At 65.5% G+C, this 23,043-nt stretch carries 31 protein-coding genes and 1 pseudogene; 9 read left to right on the top strand and 23 right to left on the bottom strand.

Annotated elements, in window-relative coordinates:
• The first annotated feature begins 5 nt into the window (after positions 1-5).
• Positions 6-1,670, top strand: a complete 1,665-nt coding sequence (locus DL519_RS12055; RefSeq protein ID WP_190814741.1) for a carbamoyltransferase C-terminal domain-containing protein — start codon at positions 6-8, stop codon at positions 1,668-1,670.
• Here DL519_RS12055 and DL519_RS12050 read toward each other — a convergent pair.
• From DL519_RS12050 to DL519_RS12040, 3 genes are all read right to left on the bottom strand, one after another.
• Positions 1,662-2,189 carry a class I SAM-dependent methyltransferase gene (locus DL519_RS12050; protein WP_263399626.1) on the bottom strand — a complete coding sequence of 176 codons (528 nt, stop codon included), beginning with the start codon at positions 2,187-2,189 and terminating at the stop codon, positions 1,662-1,664. The genes DL519_RS12055 and DL519_RS12050 overlap by 9 nt on opposite strands.
• 23 nt (positions 2,190-2,212) lie before the next feature.
• A complete protein-coding gene (locus DL519_RS12045; RefSeq protein WP_190814737.1) occupies positions 2,213-2,413 on the bottom strand; it encodes a hypothetical protein in 201 nt (66 codons plus the stop codon).
• 71 nt (positions 2,414-2,484) lie between these two features.
• A complete protein-coding gene (locus DL519_RS12040) occupies positions 2,485-2,733 on the bottom strand; it encodes a hypothetical protein (RefSeq protein ID WP_190814736.1) in 249 nt (82 codons plus the stop codon).
• A gap of 45 nt (positions 2,734-2,778) precedes the next feature.
• On the opposite strand from DL519_RS12040, the gene DL519_RS12035 reads away from it, so the two are divergent.
• Genes DL519_RS12035 through DL519_RS12025 form a run of 3 tightly spaced genes read left to right on the top strand, consistent with a single transcriptional unit; the run spans position 2,779 to position 3,859 of the window.
• Positions 2,779-3,126 (top strand): transposase, encoded by a 348-nt coding sequence (locus DL519_RS12035; RefSeq protein ID WP_190814734.1) that lies wholly within the window; start codon positions 2,779-2,781, stop codon positions 3,124-3,126.
• A gap of 23 nt (positions 3,127-3,149) precedes the next feature.
• Entirely contained in the window at positions 3,150-3,518 is a 369-nt protein-coding gene (locus tag DL519_RS12030; protein ID WP_190814732.1) for an IS3 family transposase, read from the top strand.
• A gap of 32 nt (positions 3,519-3,550) precedes the next feature.
• Positions 3,551-3,859 carry a hypothetical protein gene (locus DL519_RS12025; RefSeq protein WP_190814730.1) on the top strand — a complete coding sequence of 103 codons (309 nt, stop codon included), beginning with the start codon at positions 3,551-3,553 and terminating at the stop codon, positions 3,857-3,859.
• A 256-nt stretch (positions 3,860-4,115) separates the two neighbouring features.
• Here DL519_RS12025 and DL519_RS12020 read toward each other — a convergent pair whose 3' ends face one another.
• From DL519_RS12020 to DL519_RS11970, 11 genes and pseudogenes are all read right to left on the bottom strand, one after another.
• Positions 4,116-4,886 (bottom strand): tyrosine-type recombinase/integrase, encoded by a 771-nt coding sequence (locus DL519_RS12020; protein ID WP_190814728.1) that lies wholly within the window; start codon positions 4,884-4,886, stop codon positions 4,116-4,118.
• Positions 4,887-4,905: 19 nt separating this feature from the next.
• Positions 4,906-5,121 carry a DUF7715 family protein gene (locus tag DL519_RS12015; RefSeq protein WP_190814725.1) on the bottom strand — a complete coding sequence of 72 codons (216 nt, stop codon included), beginning with the start codon at positions 5,119-5,121 and terminating at the stop codon, positions 4,906-4,908.
• A 107-nt stretch (positions 5,122-5,228) separates the two neighbouring features.
• Positions 5,229-5,642, bottom strand: coding sequence for a hypothetical protein (locus DL519_RS12010; protein WP_190814723.1), 414 nt, complete (start codon positions 5,640-5,642; stop codon positions 5,229-5,231).
• The gene (locus DL519_RS12005) at positions 5,639-5,914 is read right to left on the bottom strand and encodes a hypothetical protein (RefSeq protein WP_190814721.1); all 276 of its coding nucleotides are present in this window, start codon (positions 5,912-5,914) and stop codon (positions 5,639-5,641) included. The genes DL519_RS12010 and DL519_RS12005 overlap by 4 nt, the downstream gene beginning before the upstream one ends.
• 137 nt (positions 5,915-6,051) lie before the next feature.
• Entirely contained in the window at positions 6,052-6,642 is a 591-nt protein-coding gene (locus DL519_RS12000) for a hypothetical protein (RefSeq protein ID WP_190814719.1), read from the bottom strand.
• Between the two features lie 116 nt (positions 6,643-6,758).
• On the bottom strand, positions 6,759-7,637 hold the full coding sequence (locus DL519_RS11995) for a hypothetical protein (RefSeq protein ID WP_190814717.1): 879 nt from the start codon (positions 7,635-7,637) through the stop codon (positions 6,759-6,761).
• A 314-nt stretch (positions 7,638-7,951) separates the two neighbouring features.
• The gene (locus DL519_RS11990) at positions 7,952-8,128 is read right to left on the bottom strand and encodes a hypothetical protein (RefSeq protein ID WP_190814715.1); all 177 of its coding nucleotides are present in this window, start codon (positions 8,126-8,128) and stop codon (positions 7,952-7,954) included.
• Between the two features lie 359 nt (positions 8,129-8,487).
• A pseudogene (locus DL519_RS11985) lies at positions 8,488-8,664 on the bottom strand (helix-turn-helix domain-containing protein); the annotation flags it as partial.
• Positions 8,665-9,083: 419 nt separating this feature from the next.
• Positions 9,084-9,680, bottom strand: coding sequence for an NAD(P)H-dependent oxidoreductase (locus DL519_RS11980; RefSeq protein WP_190814713.1), 597 nt, complete (start codon positions 9,678-9,680; stop codon positions 9,084-9,086).
• A 56-nt stretch (positions 9,681-9,736) separates the two neighbouring features.
• Positions 9,737-10,066, bottom strand: a complete 330-nt coding sequence (locus DL519_RS11975; RefSeq protein ID WP_190814711.1) for a pyridoxamine 5'-phosphate oxidase family protein — start codon at positions 10,064-10,066, stop codon at positions 9,737-9,739.
• 138 nt (positions 10,067-10,204) lie between these two features.
• Positions 10,205-11,041: an NAD(P)H-binding protein gene (locus DL519_RS11970; protein ID WP_190814709.1), complete on the bottom strand. Its 837-nt coding sequence runs from the start codon at positions 11,039-11,041 to the stop codon at positions 10,205-10,207.
• A gap of 82 nt (positions 11,042-11,123) precedes the next feature.
• On the opposite strand from DL519_RS11970, the gene DL519_RS11965 reads away from it, so the two are divergent.
• A complete protein-coding gene (locus tag DL519_RS11965; RefSeq protein WP_223840260.1) occupies positions 11,124-12,164 on the top strand; it encodes an AraC family transcriptional regulator in 1,041 nt (346 codons plus the stop codon).
• Positions 12,165-12,197: 33 nt separating this feature from the next.
• On the opposite strand, the gene DL519_RS11960 is transcribed toward DL519_RS11965, so the two are convergent.
• From DL519_RS11960 to DL519_RS11950, 3 genes are all read right to left on the bottom strand, one after another.
• Positions 12,198-12,338, bottom strand: a complete 141-nt coding sequence (locus DL519_RS11960; protein WP_223838824.1) for a hypothetical protein — start codon at positions 12,336-12,338, stop codon at positions 12,198-12,200.
• 334 nt (positions 12,339-12,672) lie between these two features.
• Positions 12,673-12,906 (bottom strand): hypothetical protein, encoded by a 234-nt coding sequence (locus DL519_RS11955; RefSeq protein ID WP_190814707.1) that lies wholly within the window; start codon positions 12,904-12,906, stop codon positions 12,673-12,675.
• 216 nt (positions 12,907-13,122) lie between these two features.
• On the bottom strand, positions 13,123-13,269 hold the full coding sequence (locus tag DL519_RS11950; protein ID WP_190814705.1) for a hypothetical protein: 147 nt from the start codon (positions 13,267-13,269) through the stop codon (positions 13,123-13,125).
• Between the two features lie 5 nt (positions 13,270-13,274).
• Here DL519_RS11950 and DL519_RS11945 point away from each other — a divergent pair, with 5 nt between their 5' ends.
• Complete coding sequence (locus DL519_RS11945; RefSeq protein ID WP_190814704.1) at positions 13,275-13,433, top strand: hypothetical protein; 159 nt, start codon at positions 13,275-13,277, stop codon at positions 13,431-13,433.
• 815 nt (positions 13,434-14,248) lie between these two features.
• Here DL519_RS11945 and DL519_RS11940 read toward each other — a convergent pair.
• The 6 genes from DL519_RS11940 to DL519_RS11915 form a co-directional block, all read right to left on the bottom strand.
• On the bottom strand, positions 14,249-14,476 hold the full coding sequence (locus DL519_RS11940) for a DUF397 domain-containing protein (RefSeq protein WP_190814702.1): 228 nt from the start codon (positions 14,474-14,476) through the stop codon (positions 14,249-14,251).
• Between the two features lie 25 nt (positions 14,477-14,501).
• Positions 14,502-15,368: a DUF5753 domain-containing protein gene (locus DL519_RS11935; RefSeq protein ID WP_190814700.1), complete on the bottom strand. Its 867-nt coding sequence runs from the start codon at positions 15,366-15,368 to the stop codon at positions 14,502-14,504.
• A gap of 406 nt (positions 15,369-15,774) precedes the next feature.
• A complete protein-coding gene (locus DL519_RS11930; protein ID WP_190814698.1) occupies positions 15,775-17,064 on the bottom strand; it encodes a YlbE family protein in 1,290 nt (429 codons plus the stop codon).
• Positions 17,061-17,948, bottom strand: a complete 888-nt coding sequence (locus DL519_RS11925) for an alpha/beta fold hydrolase (protein WP_190814696.1) — start codon at positions 17,946-17,948, stop codon at positions 17,061-17,063. Before DL519_RS11925 ends, DL519_RS11930 begins: the two co-directional genes overlap by 4 nt.
• 47 nt (positions 17,949-17,995) lie before the next feature.
• On the bottom strand, positions 17,996-19,534 hold the full coding sequence (locus DL519_RS11920) for a sodium:solute symporter family protein (RefSeq protein WP_190814694.1): 1,539 nt from the start codon (positions 19,532-19,534) through the stop codon (positions 17,996-17,998).
• The gene (locus tag DL519_RS11915; RefSeq protein WP_190814692.1) at positions 19,534-19,779 is read right to left on the bottom strand and encodes a hypothetical protein; all 246 of its coding nucleotides are present in this window, start codon (positions 19,777-19,779) and stop codon (positions 19,534-19,536) included. The genes DL519_RS11920 and DL519_RS11915 overlap by 1 nt, the downstream gene beginning before the upstream one ends.
• 199 nt (positions 19,780-19,978) lie before the next feature.
• Here DL519_RS11915 and DL519_RS11910 point away from each other — a divergent pair, with 199 nt between their 5' ends.
• The 3 genes from DL519_RS11910 to DL519_RS11900 all read left to right on the top strand — a co-directional run bounded on the left by DL519_RS11910 (position 19,979) and on the right by DL519_RS11900 (position 22,763).
• Positions 19,979-21,325 carry an amidase gene (locus tag DL519_RS11910; protein WP_190814690.1) on the top strand — a complete coding sequence of 449 codons (1,347 nt, stop codon included), beginning with the start codon at positions 19,979-19,981 and terminating at the stop codon, positions 21,323-21,325.
• A 677-nt stretch (positions 21,326-22,002) separates the two neighbouring features.
• A complete protein-coding gene (locus DL519_RS11905; protein WP_190814687.1) occupies positions 22,003-22,353 on the top strand; it encodes a hypothetical protein in 351 nt (116 codons plus the stop codon).
• 86 nt (positions 22,354-22,439) lie between these two features.
• Positions 22,440-22,763 (top strand): transposase, encoded by a 324-nt coding sequence (locus DL519_RS11900; RefSeq protein WP_223840259.1) that lies wholly within the window; start codon positions 22,440-22,442, stop codon positions 22,761-22,763.
• Positions 22,764-23,043 lie beyond the last annotated feature (280 nt).

Here is a 23,043-nt window from a genome sequence, read left to right as displayed (position 1 = left end):
ATTTCATGTGGGTGCTCGGACTGAATGCGCCTCCCCTGGGCTGGCACGACTCAGCGGCGTGCTTGGTGGACGGCGATGGTGTGGTGCACGCGCTGATCGAGCAGGAGCGCATCAGCCGGAACAAGCATGCCATTGACGAACATCCCCGGCACGCGGCGTCCGCCTGCCTCGCCATCGCCGGTATCCGCCCTGAGGACATCGATGTTGTGGCTGTCGGCTGGGACGCACCGCGGCACGCGACGCGGGCCGATTTCGGGCACGGGGTGCTGGGACGTCCATGGCAGTTCGGCGACAGTCGCAACTACCTGGAGACCGAGCTGGGGTGGCGACTGGATGCGCGCCGCCACCCCGAACTCGTCTTCGTCCCGCACCATCGTGCGCACGCGGCGGCGTCCTTCTACGCGTCGGGATACCCCGCGGCCGCGGTGCTCGTGGTCGACGGGCACGGCGACGACGAGAGCGTATCCATCTTCGACGCACGCCAGGGCCGCCCGATGGTGTGTCGAGAACGCCTACCCATTCCGGACTCCTTGGGCTACATGTACGACGCCGTGTCGGAGATGATCGGGTTGTCGTTCCTCGAGGCGGGCAAGACGATGGGACTGGCCGCATACGGTCGTGCGCAGGGCCTCACACCGTGGCCCATGCTGGAGATTCGCGACGGCGAGTACCGGCCACCGTTCGCCCTACCGGCCAACGCCACGCAGAAGGAGATCGTGATGGGGTGGTGGGATCACATCCGGTCGCTCGGCTACCGACGCAACCGGGTGTCCTCCCAGCAGCTCGCCGACGATCTTGACGCAGTACGACTGGCGCACAGCGCACAGACAAGCCTGCAAGAGGCGATGACGATGCTCGCCACCCGCGCGCGAACCGCCACCGGTCACGAAAACCTGTGCCTCTCCGGCGGTGTCGCGCTGAACTGTTCGGCAAACGGGCTGTTGCCCCAACCGGTGTTCGTGCCGCCCGTGCCGCACGACGCAGGAGTAGCACTCGGCGCGGCGTGGTCCATCGTGCCACCGCGCCTGCCCGCTGACCCGATCACCCCATACCTCGGCCGCGTCATCTCGCGGACGGAGATCGACGACGCGTTGAGCACCCATGGCCTGGCCGCGAAACCAGTGTCGCCGGGGGACATTGCGGAACGGCTGGCCGCAGGGCAGTTCGGGGCAATCGTCGTCGGGCGCGCCGAAATCGGTCCCCGGGCGCTATCCCATCGATCCATCGTGGCAAGCGCCACCGACAAGGCTGCTCGCGACCGCTTGAACCGCCTCAAAGGTCGCGAATTGTGGCGACCGCTCTGCCCGGTGGCGCTGCCCGAATGCGACGACGAGTACTGGTCGGCGAACCCCATGTTGCATCGTTACATGGTCGGGGCCAGCCAGGTCACCGAACGCGCCTACCGCGATGTACCGGCAATCGTGCACGTCGATGGCACCGTGCGGCCACAAGTCATGCGGGACCGTGACGAACTGATGTGGTCCGTGCTGGACCGGCTCCGGGCAGGCGGCGTCGCGCCGGTGGCGATCAACACCTCGTTCAACCAACGCGGCGAACCCATCGTGGATGACGCTCAGGGAGCGATCCGGTCAGCGCTGGCGATCGGCCTCGACTTCGTCGTGCTTGAAGATCGGTGCGTCGACCTCGCCACTAACGACCGCTCAGAATGACCGCGTCTCCCCCATCTCCGCGCTCAGCAGAACGAAGGGCGGGTTGTCCAAGAAGTCGCGGTAGAAATCCGCGCCGCCCTCCAGACCGGGATCAACGCGTAGTTCATGCCAGCGCAGCGTGCGAAAGCCGCAACGCTTCGCCACGCGCTCATGAGTAGACCTCTCGAAGTGGGTGCAGTCGACAGTCACCGGCGGGTCGCTGAACATCGTGAACGACAGCCGGTCTTCGTCGCGCGGCTCGACCACCGGGGCGACCGAGAACCCGTACTTCTCGGTGCTGCCCTCTCCATGCCGGAACCGGGAATCAACTGTAAGCGCGACGAATTGTCCGCCCGAACGGACATTCGCCGCGATGTTCCGATACATCGCGGCGAGCTCATCGATCGTCTTCGCGTACTGAATGAGGTAGATCACCACCGCAAGATCGAAGGTACCGAGCTTGGGCATCTCAAGCACGTCATGTTGAACGAACGAAATGTTGTCGGCGCCGCTCGCCACGACCGCGGCTTGGTCAAGCATCTGCGGTGAAATATCGACCCCGACTACGCGAGCGGCCCCTCGTCGAGCGAACTCGCTGACGGCCGGCCGTATCCACAACCGACGTCGAGCACGCTGCGCCCGTCCATCAGCCCGATGACGTCGAACAGCGAATAAGTCTCCACCTTGTCCCGGTACCTCGCCGCCGGCCCCTTCGTCGAGAACTTCGCATATACGTCCGCGACTTCAGGATGATCAGCACTCATGGTGAAACCTCGATTCCACAGCCTCTGGAAGACACATTCATACCACGAAATATCGGCTCCAGTGGCGCCGATCAGGAGAAATAGTCGATTGCTCCGCCGTCCCAGACGAGATCCAGGGTCGCGCAATGGAAGCCGCCGCCGAGAATCCGGCTGTGCCGCAACAGGTGCGGCACCACCTCGATTCCCCTACTCTCGAGGAGCCGGACCCGCTCGTGTTGCGCCGCGTCTACTATGGCCAGCTCCGGGTTGATCAGGAGCAGGTTCATGCCCAGCCAGGACGAGCTGAGCGGAAACGGCGATTCCAACGGGGTTTCCGCCATGTCCGGTTTCCTCCGTCCAGCGCGCTCTGAGGTTCCCCCCGGGTAGTGGACACCGATTTGGCAGGACTGTGGTCCTGCTGGAAGGATGTCCTTATGCCTCCTCGCAAGCGCCGGTCGTTCACGACCGAGTTCAAGGTCGAGGCTGCGCATCGTGTGATCGATTCCGGTCGCACGATCGCCGAAGTTGCTCGTGAGTTGGGTCTCAACGACGGTTTGTTGAGTAACTGGGTCAAAGATGAGCGGCGCAGGATCGCCGCGGCCGAGGTTCACGGCGAGAAACCGCTGGAGGCGGCCGAGCGGGCCGAGCTGCTGCGATTGCGTAAGCAGGTGGCCGATCTGGAGAAGGACAACGCGTTCCTGGTAAAAGCCTCGGCGTACTTTGCCGCGATGTAGAAGAACCGGCACGGTTCGATCTGATGGTCAAGTACGCCAGCCCCGACGACATCGCCGAGACCGCCGGCACCAGCAGGCCCGAGGGCGGACGCTTCTCGGTCCGGCGCATGGCGCGGCTGCTGGGAGTGTCGGCATCCGGCTACTACGCGCATGTGAAACGCGCGGCGGCAACGGTTTTGACACCACACCGGCAACGCCGCGCGGACCTTGAGGTGAAAATCACCGACGTGCACAAGGATTCCGGCGGCACCTACGGGTCACTGCGGGTTACCGCAGAACTTCGTGACCAGGGTGAGGTGGTCAGCGAGAAAACCGTCGCCAGAATCATGGCCGCCATCGGGATCGAGGGCATCAGCCCGCGCACGTTCAAAGGTGAAAACCACGGTGGTTGACCCGGAAGCGGCGTTCCCACCGGGGAAAGCCTTTGCGTGAACGGGACCGGGCCGCCCGAGCGTGGCAGCTCATCGACGATTCCCAGGTGAAACAGCACGCGCTGGGCGTTACTGGCCGCCGCCAGATAGTGCTTGTGGCCCTTGCCAGTTCGCGTCTCGCGCTCCTGACACGCAGCCCGGAACTCGTCCAGATCGGCCACGGTGATCCGGTCCAGCGACCGTCCAGTCTGGATGAGCAGCCGGACCGGCACTTGGGAGCCGGTGGCGAACCGGACCCGTTCGGTGAACCCGAGCTCGGCGGCCGCGGTCATGAACCGATCGAGGTCTGGTCTCAGCGGTGAGTCTTTGATTTCCCGCCAGATGCTGGAGAGTTTGCGTTCCAGCAGATAGTCATAGCCCGGTTGCAGCACCCGGTGCAGCATCAGGAACGTGATGATCGGCCGAGTCGAGCTCCCAGCCGACAAGCGAGTCTCCAACGACTCGGCCACCCACCCTCGCGGGTCCGGCCAGCGCCCGAAGAACACCCGAGCCGCCCACGAGTAGGCAGCGTTTCCCCGTCCTGTCTGCTGAAGATAGTCCAGATAGGCGATGTGCAGATCATTGCTGGGATTGGGAGCGGAGGCGATCGCGAGCGGCATCGAATTCTGCTTTCACGTGGGCCGGAGCCAGATGGATGTAGCGGGCGGTGGTGTCGACATGAGCGTGGCCGAGCAGGGCTTGCATCACCGCGAGATCAACCCCCGCTTCGGCCAGGGCGGTGCCGTAGGAGTGCCGCAGGGTGTGCGGTGTGACGTTCTTGCTGGTCAGCGATGGACAGGCGGCTTCGGCGGCCTTGGCGTGTTTGGCGACCAGGCGCGCGATGGCGTCGCGGGACAGCAGGGTGCCCCGCCGGGTGGGAAACAGCGGATCGTCGGGTTGTCCGCCTCGCTCTTTCAGCCAGGTGCGTAGGACTTTCGCGGTGACGCTGGTCAGCGGGGTGCAGCGGTCTTTGCGGCCTTTGCCATGGCAGCGCAGGTGTGCCCCCGCGGCGAGGTGGGTGTCGCGGATGCGGAGGTTGGCCAGTTCGGTGACGCGTAGTCCGGTGTGGACGGCGACCAGGATCAGTGCGTTGTCGCGGCGTCCGGTCCAGGTCGAAGTATCCGGGGCGGCTATCAGGGCGTCGGTCTCGGTGCGGGTGAGGTAGTCGACGATTGCGCGGTCGACGCGTTTGGGTGGGATGGCCAGCACTCGTTGGATGAGTGCGGCGTGCTCGGGCGCGCGCGGCAGGGCGTGGCGGAAGAAGGAGTGGATCGCGGCCAGCCGGGCGTTGCGGGTGGTGGCCGTGTTGCCTCGCTCCGTCTCCAGGTGTTGGAGGAACGCGCCGACCATCGGGGCGTCCAGGCGGTCGTCAGGTCGGGCGGAAGCCCTTTGTTGTAGCCACGCGGGTGCAGCCACAGGAGCCGTCGGGGTTGCCGCGGTCCCTGTCGCAGGCCGAGGCGAGGATGACCAGTTCCCCCTCGGGCACCCAGGCGAAGTCGGTGCTGCGCTGGCCTTGGGTGCGGTAGGTGGCCATCAGGACCGGCAGCAGCGGAATCGGCTGTTGGTGGGTCTTTGCTGTGCTCACGGTGATCTCCGGAGTGCGTCATCGCGGCGCGGAAGTCGGGCATGAAAAAGCCCAGCGCCCTGGCATGGACCAGGACGCCGGACTGGTGTGGTGAGAAGCGGGGCGCGTTAGGCGGTCACGAACTCGTTCGACTCGCCCTCCCGGAACAGCTGTCTGATCAGTTCCGCTGCTGCTGGGCTGGCGGCGGCCGCGTGCTCGGCGGCAAGCTCGCGCCAGTCACTGAGCACCCAGCCCCGTCCCGGGTCGACCTCCGTGAGCTCGGCCGGGACCGGCATGCCGTCGAGGAACGCGTGCAGCTCAGTCGCGCTGTCCGGGTCGCGGTCAGCGACGGCCTCCACTCGGGGCTCGTGGTCGTTCGGGGGCGTGCTGGTGTGGTGCTCGACCGTGGCGCGGTCGGGCAGGGCGACGCGATACGTCTCGACCAGCCCAGCAATGCGCAGGCGCGACCAGTCCGGTCGCTTGTCGGCGACAGCCTCGGGGATATCCTCGTTCACGGCCCGGCTGACGGTCTCGACGATCACGTCGGCCGCCTGTCCTCGTCCAGTTCGTCGCCCCACAGCGGCGTGCCGTCATCCGCGTGGACCGCGAGCAGGCACACGCCGTTCGGGAAGTCGTACAAATCCCGGGCGAGGTCGATCGACGCGGCGGTGGGCAGCGCGGCCGTGACGATCCGGGCTACGTCGATCATCTGCGTCCGGTAGTACACTTCCCGCGCGGCGTTGAGGGTCGCCTCGGCGCGGTCACGGTGCCGGGCCATCGGCTCGCCGGGGTCCAGAGGCAGTGCGACGTTCATCGGTTGGTTCCTTTCCACTCGGGAGCCGGACGGGTTTGGTCGGTCCCGACCCGGCGTACGAAAACACTGTTCACAGCAGTGCATTGCGTGCAAAAGAAGAGCCGGGCCCGGCTTAGGCCAGGCCCGGCAAGGGATAGCTACTGACGACTATTGGTCATCAAGCCGCTCGATCTCGTGCTCGCAGCGCCCTTCCTCCTGCTCATACTGGAACGCCAGGAGGCGTCGCGCAACAGCGAAGCCAAGTTGGCCCGCAGCCCAGCGAGGTCCACGCCCATCAACGGCCGAGCCCACATCACGTCCATCGAGTCGTCCCCGGTGGGGGAGACCACCGGCTTGGCCCCGCTGGGCAGGTTCCTATAGGGCATGAGAGGCAGCACCCGGGCGCCGTCCAGCTCATCCAGCAGGCCCCGCAGGCGGTTGGCCCAGTCCGTCCACACCTCGGCCGCCTCTGCGGCCAGCTTCTCCCCGGCCTCCAGGGCATTCTTGTCCCGCTGGCGGCCCTCCTGCCACACGCGACGTTGCTCCTGCTCGGACGTTCGCACCACGACCAGGTTGTTGGCTGGTTCGTGGCTATACGCTTCCCCGGACTTCGGGTGCCCGTGGCCCCACTTCACCTTCACCAGGGCGTCCCCCGACGCGCTGTGTGTTGCGGTGCCCGCGTTGTTTTCATCGGTTTCACCGACGAAACACGCCACGTCACTAGCGTTGATGGTTCCTTCTTCGACCATTGGTCAGTCCTCCTGTCGGTTGTGCGTTGTTGGCGTGGATGCCGAACAGTGGGGTAGTAGCCCGGCACCGCGCGGGTTGGTTGCGGTGCCGGGCTTTGAGCGAAGACTGGCCGGGGTTAACCGATTGCCGCTTCGATAGCGCGTCGGTGGTCGGGCCAGATCGGCAGTTCGGCGAGGTCACCGGTCTTGATCAGCGCCGTGTTCGGTCCTGGTTGGACGGTGGTGTCGGCAAGGTGGAAGTGCACCGTGAAGGTCACGGTCCAGAAGTTGAGGGTGTGCGGGCTGCTGATGGGTCGGATCCCGCGCACGATTCGCTCAGCGCAGTCCTGACCCAGCAACACGCCCGCCTCCGTCTCGACTTTGCGCCGAGCTGTGGACTGGATGCCTTCGGCAGAGATCGGGCGCTGCCCGGCATTCCAGTGCAGATCGGTGATGCCCTCGTCGCCGGGGATGGCGTATCCGCCGGGCACCGCCTGGCGGTCGTCGGCGCCTGGGGGCTGCCAGAGGAAGACGCTGTCGCCGACGGTGACAACTGCATCGGCGACCACGGATTCACCGAGTCTCCATCCCCATCCAATCCCAGTGTTCAGGCCGATGCTTTCCAGCAGCTGGTCTGCGTGTGGGTGCACAGGCCGACCGTGTTGGTCGAGGGCGTACCCGCGGTTGCGAAAGTGCGCTTGGAGCGCCTCGGTCAGCTGCCAGGGCTGCTCGGTCGCCGTTGGGAGATCGGGGTGGAGGAACGCAGCGGGCACCTTCTTTCGGTTGGGGTGGTTGCTCGCGTCGAAGCCGGGAGGCAGGCGGTAGTCGCCGGTTTCCGTGCGCTCGAATCCCGGGATCGTGGATACGAGCCGGGGGCCGTAGCCGTCCTGGTGGGTCTCGGCCACGTTGACGGCGATCTCGGCGAGTTCTCCGTCGTCGTACGGCTTTCCTCCGAATCCCTGCCCCCAGCGGCGCTCGTCGGGAAGGATTCGCCTGTCGTTTTCGAACGGGTCCATCGGGTCTCCTTGATCATGTAGCGGCTTCGCCCGGGCTCGTACCCGGGCACTTTGTGGATGGCGTGGCGAGGTCACGTTGATCAGCGCTGCTTCCAGCGTGGGCGCTGCTCTTTGCCCCGGACAGGGCTGCGCAGTTTCGTGCTCGAACCGGAAACTCTGGGAAACGGGAAACGCCGAGGTCTGGCCGGGTCTCTCGGCCCTGTCGGCAAGAATGCCCGTCGTCCTGGCACGGGGAGCACCTGGACGCGGGCCTTCTGGGGAAGTACCAGGGCCGGAGGTCGTTCGCAACGAGCGCGGCCGGGGGCTTGGCTCCATTACAGGATCGCTCCCGCTCGGTAGCTCGTCGGCGAGGTCCAGCACCATCCCTGGAGGTAATGCCGGTACTCCGTGATGGATTCGTGGATGTCGTCCATCGCGCGGTGCGTCAGCAGCTTGTGCGCAACACCGTCCAGCAGGTCCGGGAAGATGTAGGGTCTCAAACTCCGCGACATTGCGGATTCTCAATCCCGATGGCCAATTGGCCAGACAGTGGCCATCAAGACTGAGCTTTGGAGAAAGCTGGGTTTGAGCCCCTACAGAAGTGTAGGGTCCCAAGTCAGGCGACATGTCGATCTTGTTTGACCTGCGGGTTTCGGGTTGTCTCACAAGGCGTCACTCGAAGATCAGTCTCAGATCGGTGACATTTCTTCGTGCGACGACGTCGAGACAGCGGCAGCGACCTCTGGGTTATGGCAACATCCCGATCGAGGGTGTCCAGGAGAACACCTCCTGTGACTCCGGGGCCTCGACTTTGGACGGTGCAACGAGTTCTTCCTGGGACTGACGCAACTCAGCGCGAAGCCGGGCTCGCCTCGCGCACTACCCGGTAGACGGTCGAGGTGCCGACCTTGAATCCGCAGGTCAGATCGCTGTAGGTCTCGCCCTTGCGCAGATAGGCGACTACCAGCAGGGCCTGGCGACCGACGGTGAGCTTGCGCCAGCGGGTGGCACGTTCGTTGCGGTGTCTGTGCAGCACGTCAGCGAGCATGCCGAGCGCGCGGGTGGGCACCCTCATCCCGGACGGGTAAGACAGCACGTGAAGCTCCTGGTGGGACGGATTGATCTAGGCAATCGCCCGTCTACCAGGAGCTTCATCCGTTCGTGGTCACGCCATGCCGTGCACCCGTTGACCTGCCCGTCCGCCAGGTTGGCAAAGGCGCACTGTCAGTTCGGTCGAGCAGTTCCTGCACGAGTGGATACAGGCGCCGGTCGACCGGGTACCGCGCGCCCCGCCGGGCAACCTCTGCGACGGTGATCTCGCCGACCGGATCGACAGCACGTGCCCAATCTCCTCAGCCGGAGGATCTCGCCACGACGATCCGATTCCTTCATCGTAAAACCCGCAAGAAACGATCCTGCCAAGCACGGTCTGCCTGACATGATCGGTCTGTCTGAGCGGGCCTTTGGTCAGAGCGCTGGTGCCAGCGTCGAGATGTGTTCCACAGTGGAGTTCACCTCCGCTGCGAGCGTCTCGACCGGAGTGGTTTCGGAGTCGTACACGATGCGGGTCGAGGCGATGTTAGCGCCGCAGAACCCGAAAATGCCGTGATCGATCTGAGTCCGCAGTGCGTTGGTATAGCCATGACGTTCGTAGCCGTCCGCGTCACCGCCTGCCACGGCCAGTAGGTGCACGCTCAGTTGATTTAGCTTGGGGACTAAGCGTCCGCCCGGGGAGTACTCGAAGGCCCAGCCGTTGATGAATACTCGGTCGATCCAGCCCTTGAGCAGAGCTGGCATAGACCACCAGTACACCGGGAAGGCAAGCACCAACTGCTGGGCGGTATCCAATCGTGCTTGCTCGCGCACGACATCCGGCGGTGTGGGCCCCTCGCCGCGGTAGTGCAGCAGGTCGGCTTTGGTGAAGCGGGGATCGAAAGCTTCGGCCGCGAGGTCGACCAGCTCCGCGGACCTGTCGTCGCCCGAGAGGGCAGCGGTCGTCTCACGGCCGAGCTCATGTGTCAGCGATTCGGGATCGGGATGGGCAACAACTACCAGACTGCACATTTGACATCTCATCTCAGTAGGAATTTATGTACCCGGCGGACTTCGAGTGGGCGAGCTCAGAAAGTGAAGCGGTGCACGGCCTCCGGCTGAAGGACGACGCGGACCTGGTCCTCGGCCAGGATCGCGGCGAGATCGTCGGCCCTCCCGTGGAGGTTCCAGTAGCGGGCGGCGAGGCGGGAGGCCAGGTCGTGCGCTCCGTCGGTCTCCACCGTGGTGCGACCGGTGATGGACAACGAGCGTTCGCGTTCGCCCGCCGGAGTGGCCTCGAACCACACCGGCCGGGGCTGTGGCGGCTGCGGTCCCCCGGGCATGGTCAGGAACCCGTGTAGGGGGCGGCCGAGGAACTCGAGGTCCTCGGCGGTCAGCATGCTGGTGGCGGTGGTCATCGTGTCCCTTTCAGAAGACGGTGACGGGGATCGGACGGGCAGCGCGGACCGGATGCGCGGCGGCAACTGTCCGGAGACCCCCCGCGCAGCGCCCGCCCCGCCGGAGTCCCGTGCGGACTCGCGTCGGCCACCGGACGGTCATCGCCGCCAGGCTCCCGCCGCCGCGGCCCGCACGACGTAGTCCTCGAAGGTCCGGGGCGCGCGGCCCAGCACGGTGGCGACGCCGTCGCTCGTACCTGCGCCCACCCCGCGTTCCATCAGCACGAACATCTCGGTGACGTGGTGGGCGTCGTCCTCGCTCAAGCCTTGGTCGACCAGCGTCGCGGTGTACTCGGCCGGGGTGATCTGCTTGTAGGTGATGGGCTGCCCGGACGCTCGGGAGATCAGCTCGACGGCCTCGGCGAAGGTCAGCGGGCGCGGTCCGGTGAGCTCGTAGACCCGTCCGGCGTGCCGGCCGGGCTCGGTCAGCACCGCGGCCGCGACGTCGGCGACGTCCTCCAGGTCGATGAACGGCTCGGGGACGGCACCGGCCGGGAGTGCCAGCTCGCCGGCGGCCAGCGGGGCGTGGAAGAGGTCCTCGTCGAAGTTCTGGTCGAAGTTCGACGGCCGCAGCACGGTCCACTCCAGCGCCGAGCCGCGCACGGCGTCCTCGGCCGAGCGCATGTCCAGTCCGAACGTGGAGTCGCCCCAGGCGTCGGCGCCGTGCCCGGAGAGCAGGACCAGGTGTTGCACGCCGGTGGCCTCGGCCCGTGTCACGAAGTCGTGCACCGGGCCGGGCACGGTCGGCGGCACGATGTAGGCGGTGGCGATGCCTCGCAGTGCCCGGTCCCACCCGGCGGGGTCGGACCAGTCGAACGGGGTCCGGCTGGATCGGGAGGCGGCGCGCACCGGCGTGCCGCGCAGCCGCAACCGGGCGGCGACCCGCCGGCCGGTCTTGCCGGTGGCGCCGAGAACGAGAGTGGTGCTGTTGTCCATGGCAGCGATTCAACGGCGCCATCTCTGGCGAATCCATGGGCGAAAAGCTCGATCGCCTGTGCATTCGTCTAACCTCGCGGGTGTGGACGCCTTCGCTGATCTGTTCCGTGGTGTACGAGCTCAGGGGTCACTGTTCGGCAGCTCAACCCTGTCCGCGCCCTGGTCGTTGGTCTTCGTGGACGGCGCCCCCCTGACCCTGTGCACCGTGCTCGAGGGATCCGGGTGGATCGTCCCGGAGGGTCGCCCGCCCGAGCACCTCGCCACCGGTGAGACGGTGATCGTGCGGGGCCCCGCGCCGTTCTCCTTCGTCGACGAGATCGGAACCGAGGCCGAGCCGATCGAGTGCGGCGAGCACTGCGCGACGCCCGAGCAGGGCGGGACCCTGCACCGGCTCGGCTGGAACGACTGTGGCCCCGACGACCCGGCCGGCGCGACGACACTGGTCGTCGGCGCCTACCCGGTACGGGGCGAGATCGGCCGGCGGTTGCTGGATGCGCTGCCCGACGTCCTGCGCGTCGCACCCGGCGGTGCGGCCGACGCCGTGCGGGACCTCCTGGCCGCCGAGGTCGCCGTCGACGCGCCGGGCCAGCAGGTCGTGCTCGACCGGCTGCTGGACTGGATGCTGGTGTGCTCGCTGCGCGAGTGGTTCGACCGGCCCGGCGGCGAGCCGCCCGCGTGGTACGCCGCGCACCGCGACCCGGTGGTCGGCCACGCCCTACGGCTGCTGCACGCCGAACCGGCGGCGCCGTGGACGGTCTCCTCGCTGGCCGACCGGAGCGGGGTGTCGCGCGCCACGATGGCGAAACGGTTCGCCGACCTGGTCGGCGAACCACCCCTGACCTACCTCACATGCTGGCGCATGACCCTCGCGGCGGACCTGCTGGCCGACCGCAAGGCGGCCACCATCGCCGAGATCGCCCGCACCGTGGGCTACTCCGACGCCTTCGGGTTCAGCGCAGCGTTCAAACGCATCCGCGGCATCACCCCCAGCGAGTTCCGGCGCACCGGCACCGCATCTCCCGACCGCGGCGACCTCCCCGAGCTCATGACATCAGACTCCCGACATGCACCCCGGACAGAACGCCGGCGTCGAGCTGACGACGTCCGGCGACATCGGGAGTAGCACGATCCACAGCGGACAGAGCGGGACAGATGATCAGGTATCGAGGATGCGCTCCAAGCGGTCGAGGTCCTGCCGGAGGAGCTTGATCGCCGCGGCCAGCCCTTCGCCGTCAGGAACCTGGTGGTCGGGCCGCTGCAGGCCGGCGGCGGCCATGTCGGCGAGCTGCTCGGTCACGTTGGTGGCAGACGTTGGCAGGCGAGCCACCAGTGCAGAACACGGTTGATCTGCGGAAACTGGCCCGTTTGCGGCTGGTGACACGTTCCCTTTGCGCCGACTGGTGAGGTCGCCTATTCAACTGTCGCGAGCTTCCTGTGGTTGTAGCGGTGAGTGATCGCCGGGGGCGTATCGGCTCCAGGTGGTGCCGGCCTGGTTGGCGAGCTTGGTTGTGGTGACGGGGTGGTAGCCGAGGGTGTCGGCGACGATCGGGGCTGGCATGTCCTGGAGGTGCTGCCGGATCGGTTGGGTGTACGCGGATCTCGGCGTTTCGCGCGCTGGCCGGTCGTTTCGCTTAGCCGCGGCGGCCGCGGAGCACATTCCCCCAGCGGGCGAAGATCCCGTTCTGTCCCGATGCGGAGTTCCTGGGGCGGCTCGCGTCGTCCCACACGTTGGCGCTGCTGCCGTCGGTCCCGAAGATGTAGTCGAGGGATTCGTCGACCTCGGCTCGCATTCGCCGGTCATCGTCGTCGCGGTGACGCCAAGCGTCCCGGTCTTCTTCCTCCCGCCGGCGGTGCTCGTCATCCATCGTGCGTTCCTCACGGCCGTGTCGGATTGCGTGCCACACCGATGGTGGCATCGCGGGCTGTCAGAGTCGAAGCACAATTCGCAGGCCGCCTCGGAATCAGGGCATTCCAAGGTGGTGTCGGACGGCTTGGGCGATGAGCCACCCGGCGGTAAGCACCAGCGGAACGATGAGGGGGTAGGAAGTTGGAAGGGGCCGCGACCGGGTGCAGGCCGCTGGTCACCGCCCGTTGAGCTGATCTCGGTCGCGTTGCTCGGCTTCGAGGACTGCTTCGTAGGCGTTGGGATTCCACCAGCGGGCGAGCGCGATGTCGAAGAGGCGGTGGAGGTCGGCGGGCTCGAGGGCGTCGACCTCGACCTGCACCAAGCGCCGTGCACGAGGGTGAAGGTCGCGGCGCGAGAATCGGTGGTCTTGCCGGGCTGCGGGGGCGGGTTGAACTCAGCGACCTGGTCGACGGTGAGAGCGACGCGCTCGGTGTGTATCCAGCAGTCGGTGCGGGCCACGAAGTCGCGGGCGATGTCCTCGCCTGAGCTGTCGAAATCGCCGACGTTTCTCTGGGGCCCCGCGAGTGTGCGGTTCGCGTCCGCACAGCTTGATCCCTGGCCGTTGCATGAGGCGGATGTCATCAAGATGCGGTTGATATCGCGGGAGTGCACGCTGCCGCGCTCGGGAGCTGCAAAGAACCAGGCCGATTCAGTGCGTGGTGGGTATATCCGCCCAGATCTGGGCTGCCGCGCTGCGAATTGCAGCCGCATCGTGCTCGGACCAACCAGCGAAACGTTCCGCAAGGTCGTTGACCAGCTCGGCGTGCGCGGGCGTGGTGTGCGCCAGCGCCCAGAGCAATCCTCGAACGGCATCCACGTTGTCCGGTCCGACGTTCCGGTAAGAGTTGAGCGATCCGCGGCCGTCTGGGGCGATGCCTTGCTGTCCCGGTGGAAACCGGGGCTCATCCGGGCCAACGAGACTTTACCGTGCCGACCGGGCTGGGTGACCTTCCCTGCCAGGAGCTGCTGCCAGCTGACCGGTTCCGCCTCCGCACACTGGATGCAAGCGACCTAGCGCCACAGGGCAGCCCGGCGACCGGCGGCTCCTGAACCCGTGGCCGAACTGGTGGCTTCGTGGCCGTCGATCGGCGACGTGCTCCACCGGTAGCCATGCCAGTTGGCCAGCAGCTTGTTGATCGCCTGCCGCGCCAGGCGGGCGACTGCGCGGGCAGATCGGCGCAGACATGCCCAACCACGCCGCTCTGCACCGAGACGGTCGGCACAGCAGAGGTCAAGCTCCTGGCTGCCGCCAGCCAACCCGGCTGGCCTGCTTGGTGACCGCCTCGGCGCAGGATGCTGGGTCAGATTAAGTGGTCGAACTCGCCACCTTTGGCGCCGGCGAGCATGGCCGCGATCTCGTGCTCGTTGAACTGGAGAATCGGGCCGTCGGGCGCTTTGGAATCGCGTACGGCGATCACGTTGTCGACTTTCGCGAACTCCACGCAGCTGTGCTGGGGCTCGCTGGCGCTCGCTTTCTGCCATCGTGCGTTGTCGAAGGCGCTGTCAGGTAGGTACTCGTGGGAGTGCATCTGCTGCGGTCCTTTCGTTTACCGGTTACTTGTATTCCTCCGCCACTTTCCCGATGAAATCGGCTGACTCCACCGGGCCCAGCGCAGCGGCTTGAAGGTGGCCCCAGAGCTGCTCGTATGCCTCGACGCGTGCCTGGTCGTCGAGGTAGCGGGCGTCGTCGTACTGCTCGACGTAGACGAAGTTCAAGGGTGCGGCGATGCCCGGACCGGGGACGTGCAGCAGTGCGAACTGCACCGAGGCGTGGGTGACAGGGCTGGCGTTGGCGAACGGAAGGACCTGGAGTTGCACGTTGGCGAGCCGGGAGGTGTCGAGCAGGTGCTCCATCTGTTCCCGCATGACGTCTTTGCTTCCGAAGACGCGGCGGAGGCTGGACTCGGACAACACGAAGCTGAGCATCGGGCGGTTGTCGTCGCGGGTGATGATTTCCTGGCGTTCACGTCGTGCCCGGACGGCGTCGTCGACGTTGGAGGTGTTCCCGAACGGGGTCGGAGCTTCGTGGAGAGCGCGGACGTAGCCCTCGGTTTGGAGTAGTCCTGGGATGATCTCGGACTGGACGATGCGGATTCGGCCGCTGTACTGCTCGAGGCTGATCAGCATGCGCAACCATCCCGGGTACAGGGCGCGGTAACCGGTCCAGTCGCCTTTCCTGCCGAGGTTGCGAGCGAGGTCCACCAGGACGTCGGTCAGTTCCGGGCTGGCGCCGTATTTCTCGGCGAGTAGCTTGACGTCGCCCACGGTTGGCTTCGACGTCATCGTCAGAATCCGGTTGATCTTTGTGGCGGCGCAGCCGAGATGCTGTGCGGCCTCGGGGTTGCTGACCTTGGACTCCGCCTTCAGCCGGTTCAGCTCGTTGCTCAGCATCAGCAACGGGACTGTCTTTGTGATTGCCATCTGAAGCTGCCTCCGCGGGGTGGCCTGTCGCCTCTCCAGTATCGGTCACGCACAGCGGGGGATGCGAACCACCCAATCGGACCACTAGCAACTTAGGAAATTCTATTTTAGATTAATCCTACATCAGGGTTTGCCTGTTTTAGGAGTCGACGATGGTTGGCGGACGCACCTCTTCCAACACAGACAGCAAACAAGACGGTACGGTTCCCACAGGAAGCATCGGCGAATCTCCCGGACAACGGGCGGTTACAAGCAACGCCGATGCTTCCCCCTTCTCCAGGCCATGATCACGCCGCCACGCCGCACACCCCCACAAAACTGCGAAACCTCAGGGAGGACCGGAGACAGAAGCAGGATAACGAGCCAAGAGGGCGAAATAGTGTTCCGTCGTCTGTCCGGGGGATGATCACGCGGTGAGCGCGGTGTCCGCTTCCCGGAAAGGTTCGATCGGGGCAATCAGGAGGCCAGCGCCAGCGTGACCGCCCTCGCGCAGTGCGGCACCCATGTGAATACGGGGCGTGATGCCCGTCCAGGCCACCAGCGAGGCATCGATACCGTACGGGACGCCTCGGAATCCGAGTGAGGGGATTTTCCATAGTGGATGTTCCGTGGCAGTGATGCGATACATCTCATTGGTGATACGCATCATCGCTTCGGCCGACCCGCCGCTGTAGTCCTGCAGTGAGAAGGCAGCGGCGGCTGCGAGTCCACCAAGGCCCACAGTTTCAGTGATCAGACTTTCGCCACCCATGAACGCAGTGTCCTCCACGCGGAGTCCCTCGAACAGCTTCGCTCGGAGCTCAGGGATAGGTGCACGGAACCATCTATCGCCTGTACCGGAGGTTCGTAGGGCAAACTGCTTCTCGTTGAGCGCCATGGCCGTCACGATGCTGCTGTGCGGGATGCCTGTGGCGGCATCGGCGATGCACTTTCCCGTGGCCATGGCGACGTGGAGAAAGAAGAGGTCGTTCTGCCTGATGAATGCGAGCACCTCTCGGGTGTCGGCATCGGCACCGTTGGCCCCGAGGACGGGGTCAACCAACTGCTGAAACAGGACCGCCGTGGCCGCGGTATTCCGGCTGTGAAGGTCGTCTCCCATGCCGAGGGCGCGACGGATGATCGGATTGATCCGCACACCACCCGTCTGCCTAAGTGCGGCGGACAGCCGAGGCGCGAGCACGCGACGGATCCACATCAGCCGGTCATGCACCGTGGCATTCCAGACTCCGTAAGTGAGCCGCTGTCGGTCGCTGCCTTCGTACAGGACGCAATGTCCGCGACGACCGGATGCCGCATCCTGCACCACCAAGACCGGCATGGAGGCCGAGGTGACGCCAGTCACTGAGCCGACGCAGCCGTGGTCATGGCAGGGCCGCACGAGAATTTCGCCAGCGTGCAACAACCGGTCCGCCTCATCGAGGGTTTCAGCCAGACCTTCAAAGAGTGCGGCCCCGAGGACTGCCCTCCGCTGACCTCCGGTGTACTCCCGCCATTCCATGGGCGCGCCTGACGTAAGGATCGTTCGTGGAGTCATTCCCGGCAATGCCTCAAGGACGGGGGCCACGTCAACGAGCACCGGATCGACCGCGAGCATGGCCGATACCGCGGTCTCGTTGGCGCGCGACCGGAGATCGGCGCCGGCGTCCGTCAAGACCGGACGTTCAGAGGTCCGGGCGGTGCGGGAAGCGGTGGTCATGCCCACCTCCCTACGAAGTCGAGGATGGCGCTGTCGACTTCGGCCGGCTTGGATGCGCTGAGGAAATGCTGCCCGTCTGGGATCACTTCGAGGCGGGCGTCGAGTGAGCGGGTGAACAATCCGATTTCCTCCTGCGCGTTCGCGACCGAGTACACCTGATCAGCGGAGCCGTGCAACCACAGCACCGGTGCGGTGACGTCGTCCAGCCGACCGTAGAGGCCGTCGCGATCGCGCAGATTGATCGTGCACAGGCGTAGCCGGTGGCGGCCTTCGTCCCCGGCGAAGTTGTGTCGGTAGGTTGTGAGCCAGAACCGGCGCTCCGTCGATGACAGCCCGCCTAGCGCGGCGTCAAAGGTGTCGTCAACGAACTGGTCGGGCACGACCCAGTCGTCGTCTACAGGTTCGGTGAAGGCGTCGATGAAAGGCGTGCAGAATGCGGGGGCATCCCAACATCCCAGGTCTCGGCTGCGCTGGCTTTCGACATCGAATGAGGTGCCGAGTGGGATCAGGCCCTGCACGACGTCGGGCGCCAGCAGCGCCATGCGAGTGGCAATCCATCCGCCCTGAGAAGTTCCCAAGACGAATGCTTCCCCGATGCCCAGCGCAGATAGCACTTGAAGGTTGGCGATTGCGCTATCCCAGTACGTGAAGTGGGGATAGGTGGCCCGTGTGCGACCGTGCCCGTAGGGCTCCAACGCGAGCAAGTTGACCGCCGCGTTGAGATCCGGATCGGCATACTGGGGCCGGTACAGCTCGGCAGAGGTGGTGTAGGAATTGATCAGCACCAACGTAGGGAGCGTAGGATCGTACGGCCTTCCGAAGGTGACTCCGATCGACGATCCGCCGAGATGCGGGACGTCGACGGTTTCATCAACTCTGCTCATGACGTGCCTTTCTGTTGTGGCAAGGAGGGTTGGGGCGGATGCGGCGCTCATACGGCGTCCGGCACGGCGTCTGGCTCGCGAACCGAAGCGGAGGGCGGGGTGGAACCGCTCTTGGCCGCAAGGAAGAGCTGGTCGACCCGATTCATCTCAGCTTTGCTGCTGGGCCACACCAGACTCACGACCACGAAGACGACCAAGTTTGCGGCTAGTCCGACCAGCCCCGACGCCAGTCCGCCGAGCCATGGCACGGCGCCGCCGATGTCCATATAGGGCAGCGTCAGGGCCAGTGCGACAACGGCCCCAACAATCAGACCCGAGATGGCGCCGGCGCGATTTCCTCGACGCCAGACGAGCCCACCGAAAATCGGGACGGCGAGCTGGATGATCGCCTGATAAGCGAGCTGCGTAACTCCGGCCAGGTTCGGCGAGTCATAGATCTGGTATGCGATGACCGCGGCGATTACGGCAAAGCCGGCCATGGCACCCTTCGCGAGGTAGAGCTCCTGCTTGTCTTTCAGCGGGCGAATCACACCGACGATGTCGTTCGCGAACTGCGTGCCGATGGCCTGCGTCACGCCGTCAACGAATCCCATGCCGGCGGCGAAGACGATGACCAGTGCGCAGGCGAGAAGCGCGATGCCGCCGGCGTCCTGGGCTACGGCGAAGAAAGCCAACACGGGCTGTTCGGCCGCCAGTGGAAGCGGCGCGGCGCACAGGGCGACGAGCATCAGCAGGACAAAGAACACGAAGCCGATGATCATCGTCTGCAGCGAACCCTTCTTGACCTCACGCACGCTCGCGGCCGTGTAGATGCGGGTGAAGATCATCGGCCAGCACAGGGAGCCGATGATGCCGGCAGCCACGATTCCGAAGTAGAACAGTCCGCCCTCGCGAGCTTCGAAGCCTGGCAGACTGAGCTGTGTCGCGGTCAGCTGGCTGAGGTTGCCCAGCCCGCCGAAGTAGAAGATCAGGAGGCCCAGGCACAGGACGGCCGCGCCGACATACGCGACGATGCCCTGCACCATGTCTGTGACGATGAGACCGCGCATGCCCATCTGCACGGTCCAGAACTGCCGGATCACAAGCACGACGATGCCAATAAGGATCGATTCGGCAGCCGACAGGTTGCCCAGCGACGCCCACTGGATGACGGTGCCCATCGCAATCAGGCCGAGGATAAGCCAAGGAAGCAGGGCAACCACGCTGATGATGCTCGAGACCAGCTTGAGCTTCGGGCTGTTGTAACGCAGCGCGAGCAGATCGGACTGCGTACGCAGGTCGAACTGCTTGCCCCACTTCCATACCGGTCGAGCGATGAAGTACATCGCCAGTACGCCGAGCACGGAGTACACGAGGAAGTACAGTCCGATGATGCCGCTCGCGACAGCCAGGCCGAACACTGCGGTGAAGGTCGAACCGGGCCACCATGAGTTGGTGTAGGCCATTGAGACGAACCAGCTCGAGAACGAGCGGTCGCCGACGGCGTAGTTGCTGAAGGTAGAAACGTCCCGCCGACTCTTGGCGACGTGCAGCACCACGACGATGAGGGCGAAGAACAAGGCGAGTGCGCCAAACGTGATGAGCATCAGTCCATCGCCCCCTGCCGGCGCTCGACGACCCGGAGGGCGTACGTCAAGGCGATCGCTGCCGCTGGCACCAGGAGCATGTACCAGATCGACGCCGGGATCCCGGCGATTGGGTCGTGATTCTGCGTGGCGCCGATGTACACGGTGGGCACGAGGGCCACCGCATAGACCAGAGCGAACAGTATCCCCAGGACCCGCTGTGCTGTGTGCTTTCGATTGTCGTGATTGTCTTGGATGCTCGCCATGGACCTTCACCTCGCCTACTTCTTCGTAAACGTCGACAGAATGTCGCTCACCGAGCGTAGGAAGCGCCGCGGGAGTCGAGATATCCGTCAGCTGACGTATTTCTCCTCGATTGATGCGAGGAGGGGTGCCGCAGGATCCGGCCGACTGAGTACAGTCGCCGCGTCGCGTGCCACGTACGCGCGCATCGAAGGAGCTAACGTGCCGTCATCCTTGGGAGTCGAACCGAGCCCGCACCCCCCGGGGTATTTCGCTGACGCTGATCTTGCTGGCCTCGCCGCCGCGTTGCGGTCCGGACGTCTTTCCGCGGTCGACCTCACGGAAACCGCGATCGGCGAAGCGACGCGTTGGCAGCCGGCGATTAATGCCTTCGTTGCACTCGACGAATCGGGTGCGCGCGCCGCAGCGGTCGTCGCGTCCCGGGAGCTGGCTAACGGCGTGGACCGTGGCCCGCTACACGGCATCCCGATCGCGGTGAAGGACATGATTCACGTGCAGGGTTTGCCGACGACCGCAGGATCCCGGCATCTGACTGCTCACGTCGCTCAGCGCGATGCAGAGTGTGTCCGGCGGTTACGCGCCGCGGGCGCCGTGGTGATCGGCAAGACCACGACGCACGAGTTCGCGAACGGTCCGACAGGCGATCGCTCCGCCACCGGAGCCACCCGCAATCCACACGCCCTGGAACGCATGGCAGGCGGATCGAGTAGCGGCTCCGCCGCCGCGGTGGCGGCCGGCATCGTGCCCCTGGCGCTCGGCACGGATACCGGCGGCTCAGCGCGGATCCCGGCGGCGTTTTGCGGTATTGTCGGGCTAAGGCCGACTCACGGCGCTCTCAGCACCGACGGTGTCCTGCCACTGGCTCCGTCCCTCGACACCGTCGGCCTGCTCGCTAGATTTCCCGAGGACGTGCGCGCGCTCTGGACCGCGCTGACCGGTGAGGCGCGAACGCCCACACGACGGCCGCTCGTCGGCTGGATCCCGCCCGACTCCGTGCATCCGACCGCGCCCGAGATCGCACATGCGGCACGCGAATTCGCTGACGTCCTTGTTGCCGAGGAGGTCGTCGTGCCCGAGGCAGACGAGCTTCGGTCCGCCTACCGTGTCATCCAGGGACGCGAGGCCTTTGCCGAGCACGCGGAGCGGCTAAGTCGCGCGCCCAAGTTGTACGATCCAGAAGTGCACGACCGCCTCCATGTCGGCGGTGCTGTGACCGCGACCGAATACGACGTCGCCCTCTCGGTACGCGATCGCGTGCGCGAGCGAGCGCTCGCTCTGCTCCGGCGCTTCGATCTGCTCGCTTTGCCGACTGTGCCCCTTCTCCCGCCACTCATCGACCAGCGTGTAGGCGAGGTGCGCGGCGCGCCGGTTGACGTGCAAACGGCGCTTCTCGCACTTACGAGCCCGTGGAGTGTGCTGGGTCTGCCGGCGATCTCAGTTCCCGTGCGCCGCAGCGACGGGATCCCGATGGCGCTGCAGCTCGTCGGGCCGCCGGGGGCCGAAGTCGAGTTGATCGGGGCTGCTGCCCGGCTAGTCCCAAGGCCGTGAAGTTTGGCGGTTGTAGTGTTCGTCAAGGGTCTTTGGGTGTGAGGATGTCGATGTTCAGGGTGGCTTTGTAACTGGTTCGGTCGATAATCGGTCCTCGTGCCTGGTATTTGGAGATCGCGCGTTTGACGACGCGGGGGCATACCCGTAGCCGCCGGGCGGGCAGGAGGTTGGCCAGGACGTGCCGTCCGATCGTGCCGATGAGATCGATGGTGGTGTCGGCGATGACGTTCGGCGTGGATGACCTGGTCGCGGGTTGTGTGCCAGGCGATGCTGAAACTGGCCCTGTCCGGATCATCACAGGGTCGGGTGTTGGTAGCGTCGGTCATGGCGGTGCGTAGCAGTTGGTAGACCACCAGCAGGGCGTAGATTTCCTGCTCGATGCCGGCCGGGGTGCGCGCGCAGGACACGACCGCGGGATGCGTAGGCCCTGCTTGGCTATGTCGGCTCTGCGGAACTGGCCGCGCTCGACCTGCAGACGGCGACCGTGGTGGACTACGTGGCCGAGCGGGACGCGAGCACACCGGCCGATCAGCGGGGCACCTGGCGGGTGGTCGAGGATGCCATCACCGTGCCCGGCAAGCGGAAGAAGGACCCGGTACTGCGGCTGCGGCGGGTGTTCGTGCACTCCTCGGGGCCCTGTCACCAATTCCGTGTCAGGCTACGGAACCACATTCACCGTGCCCGATACCGAGGACAACGAGCGGGAGTTCGGTCGCCCGGGTTCGGGCCGTGGCGAGGGCAAGACCGCGTATCCGCAGATTCAGGCGGCGTGCCTGATCGAATTGGGCACGCACGCGGTCTTTGACGCCCGGATGGATGGTTACGCCGCTGCGGAAACGATGTTGATCGAGGAGATGTTCGGCTCGCTGAGGCCGGGCATGCTGGTGCTGGCCGATCGGAATATCTATTCGTTCCATCGGTGGATCAAGGCGGTGGACACTGGTGCTGACCTGCTGTGGCGGGTGGCGTCGAACCTCATTCTGCAGCCGGTGGAGATGCTGGCCGATGGTCCTACATCGCGGAGGTGATCCCGCCCAGGAAGTCCGGTCGGGCGTCGTTTCGGTTGCGGGTGATCGAATATCGGCTGCCGTGGTGAGGTGAGTTGTATCGGTTGGTGACCACGATCATGGACCCGGTTCGGGCTCCCGCGAAGGAGCTCGCGGTTCTTTACCATGAGCGCTGGAATATCGAGGGGTTTCTCAAGCAGATCAAGAGCGTTCAGCTGGGCAACGAGAAGATCTTTCGGTCGAAGTCGCCGGATGGGGTGCGGCAGGAATTCTGGGCGCATCTGGCGGTGCACTACGCCACGATGTGTGTCCAGGTGGATGCTGCTGATCATGCGAAGTTGGATCCGGATCGGATTTCGCATAAGAACACGGTGCGTGTCATCCGGTCCCGCGTGTGGAAACCGGAGTCTTTTCCCCCTCACAGCAAGTGATGATCACTATCGTCTACTGCTGGCCGAGGTCTGCGATGAGATCAATCCGGAGCGCCGGAACCGGAGCTATCCGCGCGTGATCAAGAGGAAGATGAGCAACTTTCCTCAAACGGGCACGCCACCGCCAGCAGCGCCAGGACAGCAGACCATCGCGCTCAGCGGTCGTCATCACCGCACCCAGCAAGACCGGACACCGACGCCGACCAGCCAAGATCACTTAAACGACCGGCATTGCGGCTAGTGGGGCGCGGGGTCCGACCAGGACGTCACCTCAGCGCGA

It is taken from the genome of Saccharopolyspora pogona, assembly GCF_014697215.1.
Taxonomy (GTDB): Bacteria; Actinomycetota; Actinomycetes; order Mycobacteriales; family Pseudonocardiaceae; genus Saccharopolyspora; species Saccharopolyspora hattusasensis.
The sequence above is the reverse complement of the archived record's forward strand: the minus strand, read 5'-3'. Positions and strand labels throughout refer to the sequence as shown.